The sequence below is a fragment of the Ruegeria sp. CDSA221 genome, from assembly GCF_059611825.1.
The window spans coordinates 219400-236389 of record NZ_JBXWPK010000004.1 but is presented as its reverse complement, the minus strand read 5'-3'; the positions used below and the strand labels follow the sequence as shown (position 1 = coordinate 236389).

At 56.8% G+C, this 16990-nt stretch carries 16 protein-coding genes; 6 read left to right on the top strand and 10 right to left on the bottom strand.

Annotated features, from left to right (window positions below; all coding sequences use genetic code 11):
• Nucleotides 1–64 precede the first annotated feature (64 nt).
• On the top strand, nt 65–1033 hold the full coding sequence (locus AC2FJ5_RS08150) for an NAD(P)-dependent oxidoreductase (protein WP_496702225.1): 969 nt from the start codon (nt 65–67) through the stop codon (nt 1031–1033).
• A gap of 285 nt (nt 1034–1318) precedes the next feature.
• Here the strand turns inward: AC2FJ5_RS08150 and AC2FJ5_RS08145 are convergent, their stop codons facing one another.
• The 7 genes from AC2FJ5_RS08145 to AC2FJ5_RS08115 form a co-directional block, all read right to left on the bottom strand.
• Nucleotides 1319–3055, bottom strand: coding sequence for a Mur ligase family protein (locus tag AC2FJ5_RS08145; RefSeq protein ID WP_496793039.1), 1737 nt, complete (start codon nt 3053–3055; stop codon nt 1319–1321).
• A 14-nt stretch (nt 3056–3069) separates the two neighbouring features.
• Nucleotides 3070–5865, bottom strand: a complete 2796-nt coding sequence (gene cphA / locus AC2FJ5_RS08140; protein ID WP_496793038.1) for a cyanophycin synthetase — start codon at nt 5863–5865, stop codon at nt 3070–3072.
• A 22-nt stretch (nt 5866–5887) separates the two neighbouring features.
• Nucleotides 5888–6775 (bottom strand): cyanophycinase, encoded by an 888-nt coding sequence (locus AC2FJ5_RS08135; RefSeq protein WP_142637921.1) that lies wholly within the window; start codon nt 6773–6775, stop codon nt 5888–5890.
• Nucleotides 6776–6830: 55 nt separating this feature from the next.
• Nucleotides 6831–7997 carry a beta-aspartyl-peptidase gene (iadA, locus tag AC2FJ5_RS08130; RefSeq protein ID WP_282027701.1) on the bottom strand — a complete coding sequence of 389 codons (1167 nt, stop codon included), beginning with the start codon at nt 7995–7997 and terminating at the stop codon, nt 6831–6833.
• Nucleotides 7998–8283: 286 nt separating this feature from the next.
• Nucleotides 8284–8598: a DUF1244 domain-containing protein gene (locus tag AC2FJ5_RS08125; protein WP_142637917.1), complete on the bottom strand. Its 315-nt coding sequence runs from the start codon at nt 8596–8598 to the stop codon at nt 8284–8286.
• A gap of 88 nt (nt 8599–8686) precedes the next feature.
• Nucleotides 8687–8926: a DUF6868 family protein gene (locus AC2FJ5_RS08120; RefSeq protein ID WP_496696785.1), complete on the bottom strand. Its 240-nt coding sequence runs from the start codon at nt 8924–8926 to the stop codon at nt 8687–8689.
• 77 nt (nt 8927–9003) lie between these two features.
• A complete protein-coding gene (locus AC2FJ5_RS08115) occupies nt 9004–9741 on the bottom strand; it encodes an N-formylglutamate amidohydrolase (protein ID WP_496708860.1) in 738 nt (245 codons plus the stop codon).
• 133 nt (nt 9742–9874) lie between these two features.
• On the opposite strand from AC2FJ5_RS08115, the gene pyk reads away from it, so the two are divergent.
• The gene (pyk, locus tag AC2FJ5_RS08110) at nt 9875–11320 is read left to right on the top strand and encodes a pyruvate kinase (RefSeq protein WP_142637911.1); all 1446 of its coding nucleotides are present in this window, start codon (nt 9875–9877) and stop codon (nt 11318–11320) included.
• Here the strand turns inward: pyk and AC2FJ5_RS08105 are convergent, their stop codons facing one another.
• Nucleotides 11321–11794: an Lrp/AsnC family transcriptional regulator gene (locus AC2FJ5_RS08105; protein WP_142637909.1), complete on the bottom strand. Its 474-nt coding sequence runs from the start codon at nt 11792–11794 to the stop codon at nt 11321–11323.
• A gap of 188 nt (nt 11795–11982) precedes the next feature.
• On the opposite strand from AC2FJ5_RS08105, the gene AC2FJ5_RS08100 reads away from it, so the two are divergent.
• The 4 genes from AC2FJ5_RS08100 to rplT all read left to right on the top strand — a co-directional run bounded on the left by AC2FJ5_RS08100 (nt 11983) and on the right by rplT (nt 14743).
• The gene (locus AC2FJ5_RS08100; RefSeq protein WP_142637907.1) at nt 11983–12420 is read left to right on the top strand and encodes a universal stress protein; all 438 of its coding nucleotides are present in this window, start codon (nt 11983–11985) and stop codon (nt 12418–12420) included.
• Nucleotides 12421–12433: 13 nt separating this feature from the next.
• Entirely contained in the window at nt 12434–13981 is a 1548-nt protein-coding gene (locus tag AC2FJ5_RS08095; RefSeq protein ID WP_496708861.1) for an alanine/glycine:cation symporter family protein, read from the top strand.
• 181 nt (nt 13982–14162) lie between these two features.
• Complete coding sequence (rpmI, locus tag AC2FJ5_RS08090) at nt 14163–14363, top strand: 50S ribosomal protein L35 (protein WP_010443552.1); 201 nt, start codon at nt 14163–14165, stop codon at nt 14361–14363.
• Between the two features lie 14 nt (nt 14364–14377).
• Nucleotides 14378–14743 (top strand): 50S ribosomal protein L20, encoded by a 366-nt coding sequence (rplT, locus tag AC2FJ5_RS08085; RefSeq protein ID WP_142637903.1) that lies wholly within the window; start codon nt 14378–14380, stop codon nt 14741–14743.
• A gap of 131 nt (nt 14744–14874) precedes the next feature.
• Here the strand turns inward: rplT and AC2FJ5_RS08080 are convergent, their stop codons facing one another.
• A complete protein-coding gene (locus AC2FJ5_RS08080) occupies nt 14875–15687 on the bottom strand; it encodes a methyltransferase domain-containing protein (RefSeq protein ID WP_496793036.1) in 813 nt (270 codons plus the stop codon).
• A gap of 437 nt (nt 15688–16124) precedes the next feature.
• Complete coding sequence (locus tag AC2FJ5_RS08075; protein ID WP_496693027.1) at nt 16125–16985, bottom strand: D-amino-acid transaminase; 861 nt, start codon at nt 16983–16985, stop codon at nt 16125–16127.
• Nucleotides 16986–16990: the final 5 nt, after the last annotated feature.

The window sequence follows — 16990 nt, the reverse complement described above, 5'->3', positions numbered from 1 at the left end:
TATCGACCGCTCACCTAGCGGATCTGTTTGTTTGGATTTTTCGTACACTCGGAAGGAATAGAAGATGAAAGTAGGGTTCATTGGACTTGGTAATGTCGGCGGAAAGCTTTCAGGCAGCCTGTTGCGGAACGGAATCGACCTGACGGTTCTTGATCTAAACCGCGACCTGATGGAAGCGGCGGCGGCCAAGGGTGCCAAGTTGGCAGAAAATGCCGCAGCATTGATGCGTGATTGCGATGTCGTCATCACCTGCCTACCCTCGCCTGCCGCATCGGACGCTGTCATGCAGGAGATGCTGCCAGAGGTGAAAGAAGGCAAGATCTGGCTGGAGATGTCTACCACTGACCAAGCCGAAGCCGAACGCCTTGGCGGTATCGTCATCGCCGCCGGTGGTGCCGCAGTCGATTGCCCGGTATCTGGCGGTTGCCACCGCGCCGACACTGGAAATATCTCGATCTTTGCGGGCTGTGACCGCTCAACGTTCGAGCGAGTTCTGCCGTTACTGAAGACAATGGGACGCCGTATCCTGCATACCGGTGAGCTTGGCAGCGCCTCGATGCTCAAGGTACTTACCAATTATCTGGCCACCGTCCATCTGGTCGCCAATGCCGAAGCGTTGGTGACGGCGAAGGCTGCAGGTATGGACCTGAACACAGCCTACGAGGCGATCAAAATTTCGTCCGGTAACAGCTTTTCCCATGTTACCGAAAGCCAGGTAATCCTGAACGGTTCGCGCGATATCTCATTCACCATGGATCTGGTGAAAAAAGATGTGGGCCTGTTCCAGAGTATTGCCGAACGAAACAATGTGCCGCTGGAAGTCTCTCCCTTGATTTGCCAGATTTTTGACGACGGCATTGCACGCTATGGCGATCGCGAGCTATCGCCCAACATTATCCGTCGGTTAGAGGACGCCACCGGTCTTTCCATCCTTGCCCCCGGCTTCCCTGCGGAAATGGCGGATGACGAACCAGAAGAGCCTGGATACGAGGTGATCCCGCAGGGTTCGTCGCACGTCTCAGCCGGCAGCTAGAGCCCGTTTCGGCAGCCACGAGCAAGTTGAGGGCAGGTATCATACCTGCCCCAACGGCCAATGATCAGGGGCTCAATGCCCTTTGAACGGCGTCGCACCAGCTAACTCGGCCTCGAATTGCGGGACTGTATGATGCAATGCGCAGAGCAAAAAATCCGAGGATGAGGCGGATATACGATAGGGCCGTATTGATATTGGGTGAGGGCGTCGGATGTGGACTGCCGACCGCCCAAAAACTCATTTCCTAACACGCCCTCTCTGTGATCCCGACACGCGCCTCTGTTCTTACCCGTCGAGCATAGCGAGAACAGCGTCACGATCGGACAGAACCAGCAGCAAAGCGATATCACCCGGCTCTAGCTGTTCAAGTATCATTGAGGCGGCCTGAGTGGGCGACGTCGCCCTGAGTATCTGTTTCGCATCATACCCATGGTCCAAGGCCGTCCGTTCGATCAGGTCAGAGATTTCTCCTAATTCGCGGCCTCTTAGATATCCTTCCAACTCGGTTGCGACGACCACGTTGGGGTGGAAATTCAGCGCTGTGGCGGTCACGTCGCGGATATCCTGATCCGATCTGTCGCCCGCATGGCTGAGCATGATGAAACGCCGTTTAGCAGGCAGGCTCGACAGCGCCTCGCAAACGGCGGAAATCGAATGCGGGTTATGTGCAAAATCCACAAAGACCCGTGCGCCGTTGTATCGGAACTCGTTGCAACGGCCTGGATTATCCTTAGCGTCTGGTTTGAACCCGGCCAACCCATCCCGAGCCGCCTGAACGGGCAAGTCCAGCGCCAAAGCTAGGCACAAGGCCGCCAGCGCGTTCAGGATATTGTATTTCGCAGCGCCGCCCATGGTCAGGGGGACATCGGAAACTGCGATCACCACCTGTTCCGCTGTGCCGTCGAAAAACACGATATCACCCTGCCGCACATAGGCGCAGCACCTGTCTGCATCGCGCGCCCGGCGGATCAGGTCGTTCTGCGCGTCCAGCGAAAACCACCAGATATTCGCCGAGGTATTCTCCGCCTCGGCACGGACAAAGCCGTCATCGGCATTCAGGGCCAGCACGCCCCCCTCGGCCAATGTTCGATGTACGGCGAATTTGGCCTGGGCCAGTTCCGGCACCGTGTTGACCCCATATTGGCCCAGATGGTCGTTGGCCACATTGGTGACAGCCGCCGCCGTGGCGGCGCGGGTCGGCAGACCCCGGCGCAGGATGCCCCCACGGGCGACTTCAAGGCAGGCAACCTCCAGCCTTTTATCGCGCAGCAACATCCGCCCGCCGCCGGGGCCCGAGTAATCGCCACGGTCCAGAATATCATCGCCCACGCGGACAAACTCGGTCGAGGTTAGCCCAGCAACCTTGCCCGAAGCGCGCGCGATAGCCTCAAGCAGCCGGGTCGTAGTGGTCTTGCCGTTGGTTCCAGTGATGAACGCGACCGGGATATCATGCAGCGCAGACCAGTCCACCTCACCCGGGGTGGGCAGCCCATCAACAGGCCAAGTCTGACTGCCTGTGCCATGCCCGATCGACACCTCGTCATCATCGCAAAGGATATCCACGCCATGCGCCTCAGCCGCGGCGATCAAGGCGATCAGTGCGGGATTGGCTTCCATTTCCATGACGCCTTTGACATCCGCAACCATCTGATCGAAATCTCCGGGCTCGGATGCCAGCAGTTCCGCAGCACAGAAATGCCATGCGGTTTGCGCTGCGAATATCCCGGAATAGAGTTGATCCATCGGTGCTGAGATCGCCAGATTGACGCCGCCCGTAAAGGTACGGTGGATCAGACCCTGTCCTTGCCAGCCCAGTGCGTCCAGAACCCGGCGCGCATGCTTCTCCCACAAGTCAGTGATCTGCGTCGCGTCGATATCAGTGAAGAAGACATCCATCACCGCGCCGGGTCGGTTCCATAGCAGGCCCGGCCCGGTCAGACGCCGGGCGTCATCCACCTGAATATGGTCAACGGTCGCGCTTTCTATTGTCAGCGCGGTCTCAAGCTCTTCGATCCGGTCCATTCCGGTGCCTCCGCTCAATCCGCGTCTTCGCTGATTTCACGGGCCAGACGCACGCCACGCTCATCCCGGATCAGGTTCTGGTCGCCTTCGAACATATCTTCAAACGAAGTTTCGGCGGGGGCTGCCACAGGTGCGACCTCGGGTTCTTCGCCATCAGAATTGAAATAGATGATCTGTTTCCAGCAGCGCGTTGTGTCATCACCAAAGATCACCAACAGATCGCCCTGTCCGGCCTGCTCCAACGCGGCACTGACCGCTTCGACCTCGTCGGGGATGACCGTGATGGCTGCGGCATCCACGCCGTTGTCGATCAGGGCTTGACGCATCATCTGCGGCACCTCGTCATGCCCGCGCCCGCGACGGCGGTCATCTGCCTTGCAGATGAAATGATCAAAATGTCCGGCCAGGGCGGCGGCCCCATCAACAATATCTTCGTCGCGCCGGTCGCCAGGCATCGCTACAACGCACAGCCTGCGGCCCTTGATCTCTAACTGATCGGCCAGCGCCGCCATCGCTTTCAGCGCGGCGGGGTTATGGCCATAATCGAGGATCACCTTGAAGGGATGTTCGTCATAGACATTCATCCGTCCAGGTGCCTGGAAATAGCTGGTATCGAAGGTGCGCAACCCATGACGGATATTATCCAGATCCACGCCGAAACTATAGGCCATCGCGGCGGCGAACATCGCATTCTGGACGTTGAAAATTGCCTTGCCTTCCAACGTCGCCGGGATCAGATGCGACCACAGAACCGGGATATGAAGCCCGTTGTCATAGATGGTCAGCATGTCGCCATTCATGCCTTTTTCAAGCACGATAGCCTTGCCGCCGGCCTTGATATGTTCCTTGACCAGACTGTGCGCTGGATTGGTCGTGACATAGAAAATCTGATCCGCTTGAGCGTAGTCGGCCATTTTCAGACAGTTGATGTCATCGGCATTCAGCACTGCAGTATCCACAGCGCTTTCAACCACCACGCGCTTGACAACGGCCAGCTCCTCGACCGTGTTTATGCCGCCGAGACCCAGATGATCGGCCGAGACATTCAGACACGCCGCCACGTTCGACCGCTGATAGCCCAGACCGGACCGCACAAGCCCGCCGCGTGCGGTTTCCATCACCGCAAAATCGACCGCCGGATCACGCAGGACGATCTGTGCGGATTTCGGTCCCGTCATGTCGCCCTTGACGCTTAGTTTACCGTCCACATAGACGCCATCGGTCGAGGTCATGCCAACGGTCTTGCTGCTGGTTTTCATAATATGCCCCAGCATCCGCGAGGTCGTCGTCTTGCCGTTGGTGCCTGTGATCGCCGCAATCGGGATGCGGGTTTCTTCGGTGGCGGGGAACAACATGTCGATCACTCTGCCCGCCACGTCGCGGGGCTGACCTTCGGACGGCGCCACGTGCATCCGAAAGCCCGGGGCGGCGTTCACCTCGACGATAGCACCGCCAATATCCTTGTAGGATTTGGTGATGTCGTCGATCAGAAAATCCACACCTCCCACATCCAATCCAACCGCCATTATGGCGCGTTCGGCCATGTCACGATTGTCAGGATGCACCACATCCGTCAGATCAATCGCTGTCCCCCCCGTCGACAGATTTGCCGTTGAACGGAGATAGAAGATCTCGCCTTCCGACAGCACGGTTTCTTCGGTCACGCCCGCATTCTCCATCAGGCGTTTGGCCTGATTGTCGATTTCCAGCATGGTCAGCACTTTCTCGTGTCCGATGCCACGGCGCGGATCCTGGTTCACGATGTCAACCAGTTCGGCAATCGTGTGTGTGCCGTCACCAACGACATGTCCGGGGACACGCTTGGCCACCGCAACCAGTTTGTTGTTCACAACCAGCATTCGGTGGTCAAAACCGGTGATGAAGCTCTCCACCAGAATGGCCCTGCTGCGAGAATGTTCCTTGGCTTCGGCAAAACCGGCCTCGACCTCGGACTCTGAATTCAGATTGATCGAAACACCGCGCCCATGATTGGCGTCGAGCGGCTTGACTACGACAGGAAATCCAATACGTCCCGCTGCTTTTGCCGCCTCGCGCGCCGAATAGACCATGCGCTGCTGTGGTACCGGCAGGCCCAGATCGTTCAGCAGATTGTGGGTATCTTCCTTGTCGCAGGAAATCTCGACCGAGATATGTTTGGTCTCAGAAGTGATGGTAGCCTGGATGCGTTTCTGATACTTCCCGTGTCCGAACTGCACCAGCGAGCCAGAGTTCAGCCTGATCCACGGAATGTCCCGCTCTTGTGCCGCCTTGACCAACGAGCCGGTCGAGGGGCCAAATTCTTTGCGCTGCGCCCGCAGCACAAAGCTGCGTAACTCATCATCCCAGTTGAAATCTGGATCAAAGTCGTAATCCACCTGGTCCTTGAGGGAGTGTGGCAACAGATGCATTAGCAGACGCATCGCCAGCTTGCCCGCATCCAGTCCGACATCGCGCTGGCGGTATTCATAGACCATGTTGTACTGGCCGGGTTCGCCAGTGCCGCGCGTTCGGCCAAAAGTCACATCCGTACCGGCTACGTTCTGCACCTCGATAGCGCAATGTTCCAGCACATGACCCAGCCAGGTGCCTTCATCTTCGCGCAGGCGGCGGATGAACCCGCCGGGTTCGCGATAGGAACAGCCATGTTCTGCCAAACCGGGAAGTGCAGCGACCAGAGCGTCGATAAATTCCGAACCAATTTTTGCCGAAGGCCATTCTTCCAGAATACCCAGATCGATAACGTGGCGAATAACCGGAAAACTTGCCCAAACATTCGGGCCGACAAAGACGTTGGTCGAAATTACTTTCATGAGGCACCCTGTTGGTTAGTTTTTATTTTCCCCCGCCGGCGCCCTCGTCCCCGGACAGGTCCGGCAATGTACAGAACGCCATATGCTCATCCGGCGGAAACGCCTGGCGAGCCGTCAGATCATAACGGCACCCTTCGCCCAGAACGTCAAGCCGAAGTCCCAGAAGGCTCAACGCCTCTCCGCGGCGGGCATCCCACATCGATGAATGCGTCAGATGGCTGGCATCCACCACAGTGACCGTTCCGCTGCCCACTACCTCAAGGACGTTATCGGGCCCAATGAAGGCCGCCGTGTCTTCGTCAACGCCCAACCCGATCAGGAAAGGGTTGAAAGATGAGGCAGTTAACAGGCGCCCCAGGCGGTTACGCTGCGTGAAATGCTGGTCAATGATGACGGCATTGGTCAAACCCATGCCCGGGGCCAGAGTGATATTGCCTTCAGCCGGGGCCGAATTGCTGCTGCCGCCTGCAACCATATGCTCGGACATGACCGACGCCCCGGCTGAGGTTCCCGCAATCGGTATCCCCGCCGCATTCCGGCGCCGGATTTTTTGAGCAACAAGCGTGCCACCCAGAATCGCCGACAAGCGCAGCTGGTTCCCGCCGGTCATGAATATCCCGGTGGCGCGGTCCAACATCTCGGCATAGTCGGGATTGTCGCAATCGGCGCGACGCGAGATGGGCAGGAACTCAACCTGACCCGCTCCAAGCTCAGAGAATATGCGGTTATAATCCGGCCCTGTTTCTTCCAGCATCGAGGCTGTCGGGATCACGACAATATCGGCATCGCCGCCGCCGGACAGCTCCACGAATTTGCGGTGAATCTGCATTTCCTTGACGCGGTCTTCGCCACCACCGATCGGGATGATGAACCCGCGCGGGGTCTCTGCATCAATGGGTGCAGGGCACATATCTTAACTACCTTCCGGAGCTATAGCGGGCAGCCACCGGGGACCGCGCGGACGTTCAAATCTGTTCATACATGCCGCGCCGGGCTATCTGGCCATCGCGGACATGCCATTCCCCCCGGGCCATCACATGCCGCACAGCGGTGTTTTCGTCAAGAACCACCAGATCGGCGTCCATACCCACTTTCAAACGGCCCTTTCGATGTAGCCTGAGCAGATCGGCGACATTAGAGGTCATCGGAGCAAGCGCATCAGACAGAGGCATTCCTTTATCGGTCAGGTCGCGCAGTGTTTCAGGCAGAGTGTCGGACAACCCCACACCAAACCGTGTCAGATTGCCCTCACGGTCAAAGGCCGGCAGGCAGCCACCCCCGTCAGAGCTGATGGTGAACCGGTCCGCGCGGCCACCTTGATCGCGGAATTGGATATAGGCCTCGGCGGCTGATATGCCCGGCTCGATATGCTCGCATGGGAATGCGGTCGCGTCGATGTAACATCCGTGCCGCGCCAACGCGACAGCCTGTTCAAAGAGGGGTTTGTTGCGATTGACATGAGTTGGATTGAAGACGCGTGCGGGGATTTCGCAGGTCGCGATTGCCTGTTCCAACATCGACAGGCCCCTGTCGCCGTCGCCCATATGGCAATGCACGATCCCTGCCTTGCCGGTCATCAGGCCCGCGACATGCGCCTCACTTGCGATCCGCAGAAACTCGTCCAGTGTCGGTTGGCTTGACCGGTGATCACTGATCGCCAGCTCCCCAACGCCGATAACCGGATCAAGGAATACGATATCACCCCGGGCGGAACCGGTCAGGGTAGTCAGTGGGACGTGATAGCCACCAGTGTGACACCAAGCCGAAAGCCCCTCCTCCCGCAGCCCATAGGCCTGCTGCACCAACGTCTGCGTGTTGCGGGTCAGATCGTCCGTCCCCAACACCCCGACAACCGACGTGACCCCGGCACGGGTGAACGAGGACAAGACCATCGGCGGCACCCGGCTGGCTGGCCCGGTTTCACCGCCACCACCCGTGATATGCGCATGTCCGTCGATCAAACCCGGAACAACCGATGCACCTTCGACGTCAACGACTTCAGCCTGAAGCGGATCCGGCAGTTCGGGTTGAGCGCTACCGAGGTAAATAATGCGTTCCCCCGCGGTGAGAATATGGCCTAGACCAACAGGCTCAGGCGTATAGAGCCGCGCATTCTTGATCAGTTTCAACACGTTTCATACCCGTCAGTAAGAGCAAAGACATTCTTTCTTGCACTGAAAGTCAGCAGAAGAACCATCCCTTAATTCGGAGAAAGCGTAAATGTCGGGCGCAGGCCATAAAGGCAAATCTTTAGGAGCGCTGAGGTAAAGCTGGGCATTTGCGCAATTCGCCGCGCCAGTGGCTTTCGGATCGGAACAACCGTAAGAAGCGAATGTAGCGGAGGCAGTGAAACCTTTGTTGACAGCCGCCTCACTGAGAAAAGGCCCGCTGGAATGGTGGGCCTTTCTATTTTCACGTTCAGCTCTTTTTGCCGACATTTTCTTCGAATGAGACTTCAAAAGCCGCCTGTTTTTCAGGGCTGGCTTCGGTCTGATACTTGGCTTTCCATTCGCTCATGGTCATCCCGTAAAAGATCTGACGGGCTTCGTCCTTGTCCATCTCAATGCCCTGTTCATTGGCCGCTTCCTGATACCAGCGCGACAGGCAGTTGCGGCAAAATCCGGCCAGGTTCATCATGTCGATGTTCTGAACATCGGTCCTGTCTTCCATCAGGTGCTGCTGCAACCTGCGGAATGCGGCGGCCTGAAGTTCGGTTTCAGTTTTCTGGTCCATGTTCTCGCTCCGGATGCTTGCCCAATATGTTCAAGATGACCTAACAACCAAAGCGGGCCGTTTCAATCATCAGCAACACCTCAGTGCGCTAGGCCAGTTTCAACGCCAGCCAGGGCACGATGGAAAAGATAAGCACCAGAATTTTGTAATTGGCCAGATACCTGAAATACGCACGTTTTACATCCGCGCGGTCCATCTGGAACATCCGACTATGGATGCCAGCCGCCCAATCCTGCATCAGCACGACCATCAGGGTCGAAAATAGTAACACAGCAAGGTTGATCACCACCATCCAGCCGAAAACAGATGTCAAAAGCTCTTGCGTCATGATCGCCTCCTTTCGCCTGATATATGGGGTTTCGGGCGTGGTCGCTCAATGGTGCGTGCGCTCTCAGCTGCCGAAAGTCACAATTCGCTATGCGAAAGGGCGTCTTCCAGGACAATTCCCAGACGCTCGGCCCATGCACGCTGCCCCGCGTGATCGGCGATCAGGTCATTGCGCAGTTCGATTAACGCATTAGGGCGGCCAAAGGCAGTGCAATGCTTGTCGATCGCATCGCCCGGCAGAACGCCAGTATAGGGTTCATTGACGCCAACACATAGGTCCTTTTCAGCCTGCAACCGGTGGATCAGTGGGCGCGAAAAACGCTCATCCGGAGTGTGCAGCACACCGACATGCCAGGGACGCGGTTCGCGTCCACGCAACTGCCGGGTGAAAGAATGCATCGACACGATCACCGCATGGGGCAGTGCGGCCAGCTCAGCCAATGCCCTATGGTAAGGGCGGTAACATATGTTCAGACGCCGCTCGCGCTCATCCGCATCGGCGCTACGGTTGCCGGGAATGATTGACCCATCATACAGTTTCATCACAAGAGTCGGGTCGTCCTCGCCTCGGTTCGGATCGATCACAAGGCGCGAGAAATTCGCGGCGATCACAGGCGCGTTCAGAATTTCACCCAGATGTTTCGATACTTCATAGGCGCCCACGTCATAGGCGATGTGGCGCTCCATATCCTCACGCGGCAAGCCAAGATCCCCACCATTGATTCCCGGTGGAACAGTATTGGTCGCGTGGTCACATGTGATCAGCCAGCGGGAAGGGCGATCCGCGCCATGGATAAAAAACGGAGAATACGTCATAAGCCTGTCATGTTGTTTCCGGCAGGTTTAGGACAGTTGCTTCGGAAAGGGAATTGCGCAATAAGCGGGCAGAGTCGATGTTTGCGGTAACATTCGCGCAAATTCAGGACATGATTTGAGGAGAACAAGGTCAATGCGACGCCTGAGAAATGTGAAAATCGTGGCGACGCTGGGGCCGGCGTCCAATGACTATGACACCATTCGCGCATTGCACGAAGCCGGAGCCGACGTATTTCGCCTGAACATGAGCCATGGCAGTCATGACGAAATCCGCGAGCGGCACCGGATCATCCGTCAGGTCGAAAAGGATCTGGACAGCCCTATCGCCATTCTTGCAGATCTGCAGGGGCCAAAGCTGCGTGTCGGCGTATTTGCCAATGATGCGGAAGAGCTGATCGAGGGTGCCGTGTTTCGGTTGGATCTGGATCCGGCCCCGGGCGACGCAGGCCGCGTATGCCTGCCCCATCCCGAGATTTTTGCTGCGCTGGAACCCGGTGCGCGCCTCTTGGTCAATGATGGTAAAATTCGCCTGATCGTACAGGATTGCGGCCAGGATCATGCGAATTGTACCGTCGAGGTCGGCGGGACAATTTCGAACCGAAAAGGCGTGAACGTGCCGGATGTCGTGCTGCCCTTGGCCGCGTTGTCCGCCAAGGATCGTGGTGATCTGGAATTCGTCTGCCAGCTGGGTGTGGATTGGTTGGCGCTGAGTTTCGTTCAGCGGGCCAAGGATGTTTTTGAGGCTCGGGCACTGGCCGATGGGCGTGCTTCGATCCTGTCCAAGATTGAAAAGCCTGCTGCGGTTGAAGCGTTTGACGACATCCTCGATGCCTCTGACGGCATTATGGTTGCGCGCGGAGATCTGGGCGTGGAGCTACCGGTTTCCGCGGTGCCCCCGATCCAGAAACGTCTGGTCCGCCGGTGCCGTAGCGCCGCCAAGCCGGTTATTGTGGCCACACAGATGCTGGAAAGCATGATCGAAAGCCCGATGCCCACGCGCGCCGAGGTTTCAGATGTGGCAACCGCAATCTACGAAGGCACGGATGCCATCATGCTGAGTGCGGAATCTGCCGCTGGCTCATATCCGATCGAGGCCGTGCAGACCATGAACAAGGTCGCCATCGAGGTCGAAGCCGACCCCACTTATGATCAGATTATCGCAGCATCGCGCACGGCAAAGGGAACAACCGTGGCCGATGGTATCGTCGCCGCCGCTCGCGAAATTGCCGAGAAAACGGATATCAAGGCCATCTGTTGTTTCACTCAAAGCGGCACAACTGCGCTGTTGACCGCGCGCGAACGCCCCGGAGTTCCGATCATTGCAATGACCCCGGCAAAGGGAACGGCCCGTCGGTTATGCCTGAGCTGGGGCTGCCATTGCGTAATGACGCCCGAGCTTGAGCGTTTCAAAGGGGCGGTCGTCAGCGCCGCCCGTGCTGCTCGTTCTGGTGGATTTGCAACTGACACGGATCAGATCGTTGTCACCGCCGGTGTTCCGTTCAACGTGCCCGGCACGACCAATATCCTGCGGATCGCGCCTTGCGACGAAAGGCTGATCTATAACACGGATCCTGGCTGATCAGGCGGGTATGACATTCTGCCCGACCGGTTCCTTGACGATTTCCATCACGGTAAAGGAACTGGTCTGGTGAATGCCCGGAAGCTTATTGATCTTTTCCCCCAGGGTCTGGCGGAAATGGGCGATGTCGCGTGTGCGAACGGTTAACAGATAGTCAAACGACCCCGCCACCATCAGGCAGCTTTCGATTTCGGTGACATCGCGCACGGCATCGTTGAATTTATCCAATGAGTTCTCAGACGTTGCAGCCAGGGAAACCTGCACAACCGTCATATGCCCGAGACCCAACCGCTCCTTGTCCAGAACGGCGCTGTATCCGGTGATATAGCCGGTTCTTTCCAGTCGTTTTACACGCTCTGAGCACGGGGTGTTGGTCAGGTTTACCCGCATGGCAAGCTCGACGATCGGCAGGCGGCCATTGGCTTCCAATTCCCGCAGGATGCGTTGATCGATCTTGTCCAATTCTCTGTCCATTAGGAAAATTCCCTGTAATTTTGGCGCATAATGGGATAATTTACTGATAATAGACCAAAAATAATACCATTTCCTAGTGATTTTTCCTGATACTGACTTGAGGGCAGTCTACAATAAATGCTCCAAGTTCCGGCTGCCCTGCCGGGGGCACGGGCCCCGGTCAAATGAACAATAAATGGAGGAACGAGATGACAACAAAAATTGTCATAGGACTGGACGGGACAGAATCCGGAGAACGTGCCATCGCCTTCGCCAAAGATTTGGCTGAAAGAATTGGTTCATGCGAGCTTCTGGTTGCATATGTCATTGAATGGTCGCCCTACACTTTTCAGACACCTGAAGAAAACGCAAAGCGGCACATGCGGCGTGAGGAGGAGATTGAACTAGCAACGACACGGGTGGTGGCACCCGCCGTCGACGCCCTGAAGGCCGCGGGCTTCGCCGCGACCGGAGTGGTGCGCCACGGAGATGTGGCTGAAACGCTGAATGCCATCACGGTAGACAGCAAGGCCGTACAGATTGTCGTTGGACGCTCGTCCGCAGATGGCCTCAAAAAGCGTATCTTCGGCAGCTCAACACAGAACCTTGTGATGCATGCCGATGTACCGGTCACGGTCGTGAATTGAGGGAGGCACAGGAATGAAAACACTATCTCAACTGGGATTGGCAGTCGCCACCCTGATGGCCAGCCCCGTCGCCGCGCAAGAGGCGCCCGGGTTGGACGAAAAGATCAATCAGGCTTTTGCTGATATCACTGGGCCATTCGTTAGCTTCATATTCGCACCAATTCCCGGGACAGGATTTCCCTGGATCGTGATGTGGTTGGTTATCGCGGCGTCGGTCTTTACTCTGTACTTTGCTTTTGTGCAGATGCGCTTTTTCGGCCACGCGATAAGTCTGGTCAAAGGCGACTATTCCGATCCCAACGATGCGGGTGAGGTTAGCCACTTTCAGGCATTGGCCACTGCCCTGTCGGGCACGGTCGGGCTTGGCAATATCGCAGGCGTTGCCGTTGCTGTTGGCATTGGTGGCCCCGGGGCGACCTTCTGGATGATCCTGGCTGGTCTTCTGGGCATGGCGTCAAAATTCACCGAATGTACACTTGGCGTCAAGTATCGCAACGAATACGAAGACGGCAGCGTCTCGGGCGGCCCGATGTACTATATGTCCAAGGGTTTTGACGAGCTTGGCCTACCCGGAGGTAAGATCCTGGCGGTTGTGTTCTCGATCTTCTGTATTCTTGGAGCGCTGGGCGGGGGCAACATGTTCCAGGCCAATCAGGCGCATCAGCAGATTGCAGGCATCGTCGGGAATTACCCGGGTTGGATCACCGGTGTGGTCTTTGCGGTTGTCGTGTTCATGGTGATCGTCGGTGGACTTAAATCCATCGCGCGAGTGACTGAAAAAGTTGTGCCCTTTATGGGCGTGATGTATGTCGCGGCGGCTCTGGTCATCATCGTCATGAATGCGGATATGATCGGTTGGGCCTTTGGTCAGATCTTTGCCGGTGCGTTTACCGGTCTTGGTGTGGCCGGCGGCATGGTCGGTGCTCTGATCCAGGGCTTCAAACGGGCCGCGTTCTCGAACGAGGCCGGCGTTGGGTCTGCTGCGATTGCCCACTCGGCGGTGCGCACAAAGGAGCCGATCACAGAAGGCTTTGTTTCGCTGCTTGAGCCGTTCATCGATACGGTCGTGATCTGTACCATGACTGCGCTGGTGATCATCATTACTCAGCAGTTGATCATCGACCCCGAGACCGGCAACTATATGTTGAACGAAGCAGGAAGCGCTATTGCGACCGTTGACGGCAACTCGGGCGTCAGCCTGACCTCTGCCGCCTTTGGCAGCGCGTTCAGCTGGTTCCCCTATGTTCTGGCGATTGCGGTGATCCTGTTTGCTTTCTCGACTATGATCAGCTGGTCCTACTATGGCCTCAAGGCCTGGACCTATCTGTTCGGTGAGGGGCACACCAAAGAGCTGGTGTTCAAGATCATCTTCTGCGTCTTCGTGGTGATCGGTGCTGCGGCCAACCTCGGCCCGGTTATCGACTTCTCGGATGCGGCGATCTTTGCGATGGCGGTTGTGAACGTCTTTGCGCTCTACTTCCTGATGAAGATCGTTCGTCAGGAACTGGCATCGTATAGTGAAAGACTGAAAAGCGGTGAGATCCGCAAATACGGTCACTAAATAGACCACCGGGGCGGCCTGCGTCGCCCCGGTGCCTGACTGGGCTGCTAAAATTGCAGATTCCATCCAAAACCCCCTTGCCAGTATGGTCGAACTTGCGTAAACGGCGCTTCTGATCGCGTGACCGGCCGAGATGGCATGCCGAGTCGCGTTTCGAACCGAACCCCGAAAGGAGACGGAAATGCCTAAGATGAAGACAAAGTCGAGCGCCAAAAAGCGCTTTAAGGTGACTGCGACCGGTAAGGTCCTTGCTGGCCAGGCCGGCAAACGTCACGGCATGATCAAGCGGACCAAGAAATTCATCCGCGATGCTCGTGGCAACACCACCCTGTCCGCCCCCGACGCCAAAATCGTCAAGGGCTATATGCCCTACGATCGATAAGAGGAGATTAAGACATGTCCCGCGTTAAAGGTGGAACCGTAACTCACGCCCGTCACAAGAAGGTTATCAAGGCCGCCAAAGGTTACTATGGCCGCCGCAAAAGCACCTTCAAGGTTGCCCGTCAGGCCGTAGACAAGGCCAACCAATATGCAACCCGCGACCGTAAGAACCGCAAGCGTAACTTCCGCGCGCTGTGGATCCAGCGTATCAACGCTGCTGTACGTTCGCATGACGAAGCCCTGACATATTCCCGCTTCATCAACGGCCTGAACCTGGCCGGTATTGAAGTGGACCGTAAAGTTCTGGCCGATCTGGCCGTGCACGAACCGGAAGCGTTCGGTGCGATCGTCGCCCAGGCTCAGGCTGCTCTGACCGCCTGATCCTCTGTAAAGAGACAGTGAATAAAGGGCCGTTCCGTTTGGGGCGGCCTTTTTTGTTACTGGTAGGGTCCGCTTTGAACCAAGAAGGCCGGATGCTGTGCAATGTCTGTCTGCCCGATTACTGAGAACGGTCAAACGATCTTGGGTTTATTTGCGATTTGGCTCACATAGGACATAAAACCAAAAAACATCTTGGCAGATACTCTGCGTTTCGCTTCTGATTTCAAAGCCTCTGCAGTTTCGGAAAATAACAGACCCTCTTCCACCATGCGGTCCGCTCCGCGTTCAATTACGGTGAGAAAATAGGTCGCTTCCCCTTCTGCCACATATCCATGACCTTTCCGGGCCCCAAGTTGAAATCCGGCATCGACCAGGATGCCTGAAATCTGACGCATTATCCAAAGATTAGTGACATTTTGATTGATCATGAATTTGATGAGTTGATCGAGCGGATCAAAGTCCGCGATCTGCGCAGTTGCGGTACTGTAGTCGCCATCGCAAATTGCCAGCACACCTCCGGGCTTCAAAAGGCGGAAGGCCTCTTGAACAACGTCTTCAGGTCCAGGGACGTGGCACAACAACGTGTGCATTAACACAAGGTCAAAGGTCTCGCTTTCAAAACCTGTGTTTTTGGCATCCCCGATATCAAAGCTAAGTCGATCATCATCCCCAAAGCTCTTCTGGGCCCGTGCGACCATGACGGGCGAGGGTTCAATTCCATGAGCCGTTGCGGCTCCTGCAAGCTCCAACAAATCTCGGGTAACGTGTCCTGTTCCTGAACCAAGCTCCAGCGCCCGTGCACCTTTGGGGAGCCTCAGGTTTTCCATGTAGGCTTTGCGAATTGCAATCTGCGCAGGCTCTAAACAGCGCACTTCCATTGCTGTTGCGATCCGCTCTTGAAGGGTGGTGTCTTGCGCGCCGAGGTCAGAGTATGGATCGGCCATAAGTTAACTCATTTGAAATGGACCACAGGAGGACATGATAGACCAACATTTTCATCGGCGCCAATAGCGGCCATTGAGGCCCATTAGTCGTGTGACGGGGCATCTCCGGCCCCCTGTCCCCTAGCTACACCAGCAACACGTAGGGGCTTCGCCATCATCATGTGTGAAGTTGGCTCCTGAAAACCGCAACTCAGCGCGTAATATGCCGCCTGGTTTCGGCCATACCAATACCCTTTGTCAGGCTGAGTATGCCTATTCTCAAAGCGGCCTGTCAGGATGCAGGATCACCAACTATCGTGTTCAGATCGCGCTCAGAGATTTTGGTGCCGCACCCTCTTTGCGCCGTTCATCCCGACCAAGACCTGCACGCGGCACCAAATGTTGTCAAATTCGTTGCGACCACCCCATGCCACACAAACGCCCAGCATGGGATTTCTTTAGAGTGCTGCCTTGCGGCTTTCGTCCAGATAAATCTCGCGCAGACGTTTGGCTATGGGTCCCGGCGTGCCGTCGCCCAGCGCTGTGCCGTCAATTTCAACCACAGGCATGACAAAAGCACTGGCAGAGGTGGTGAACGCCTCATCAGCCTCTTTGGCCTCGTCGATAGTGAACAGGCGTTCTTCGACAACCATCTGCGCTTCAGCTGCCATTCGCAGAACGGCCTTGCGGGTGATGCCGTGCAGGATGTCGCTCGACAACGGCCGGGTGACAATCTTGTTGCCTTTGACAAAATACGCGTTGTTGCTGGTGCCCTCGGTCACATAACCGCCTTCGACCATCCAGGCATCATCACAGCCCGCGGCCTTGGCCATCATCTTGCCCAGCGAGGGATAGAGCAGCTGTGTCGTCTTGATGTCGCGCCGGCCCCAACGGATATCCTCGATCGAGATGACCTTGGCACCTTTCCGGGCAGCAGGGCTGTCTGCCAGACCCGGCTTGTTTTGGGTGAACAAAACCAGTGTGGGTTTGGTATCAGCCGCAGGAAATGCAAAATCCCGGTCGCCGTCGCTGCCGCGCGTGACCTGAAGATAGACCAGCCCCTCTTCAATGCCGTTCAACTCAACCAGCTTGCGGTGGATCTCCAGCAGCTCGTCCTTCGAGCAGGGTTCAGCCATCTGCAATTCGTCCAGCGAGCGCTTGAGGCGGACCGCGTGGCCTTCGAAGTCGATCAGCTTGCCGTCCAGAACGCTGGTCACCTCATACACGGCATCGGCCATCAGGAAGCCACGATCAAAGATCGACACTGTGGCTTCGGTTTCGGGCAGGTAGTCGCCATTCACATAAACGGTGCGGGTCATGTCAA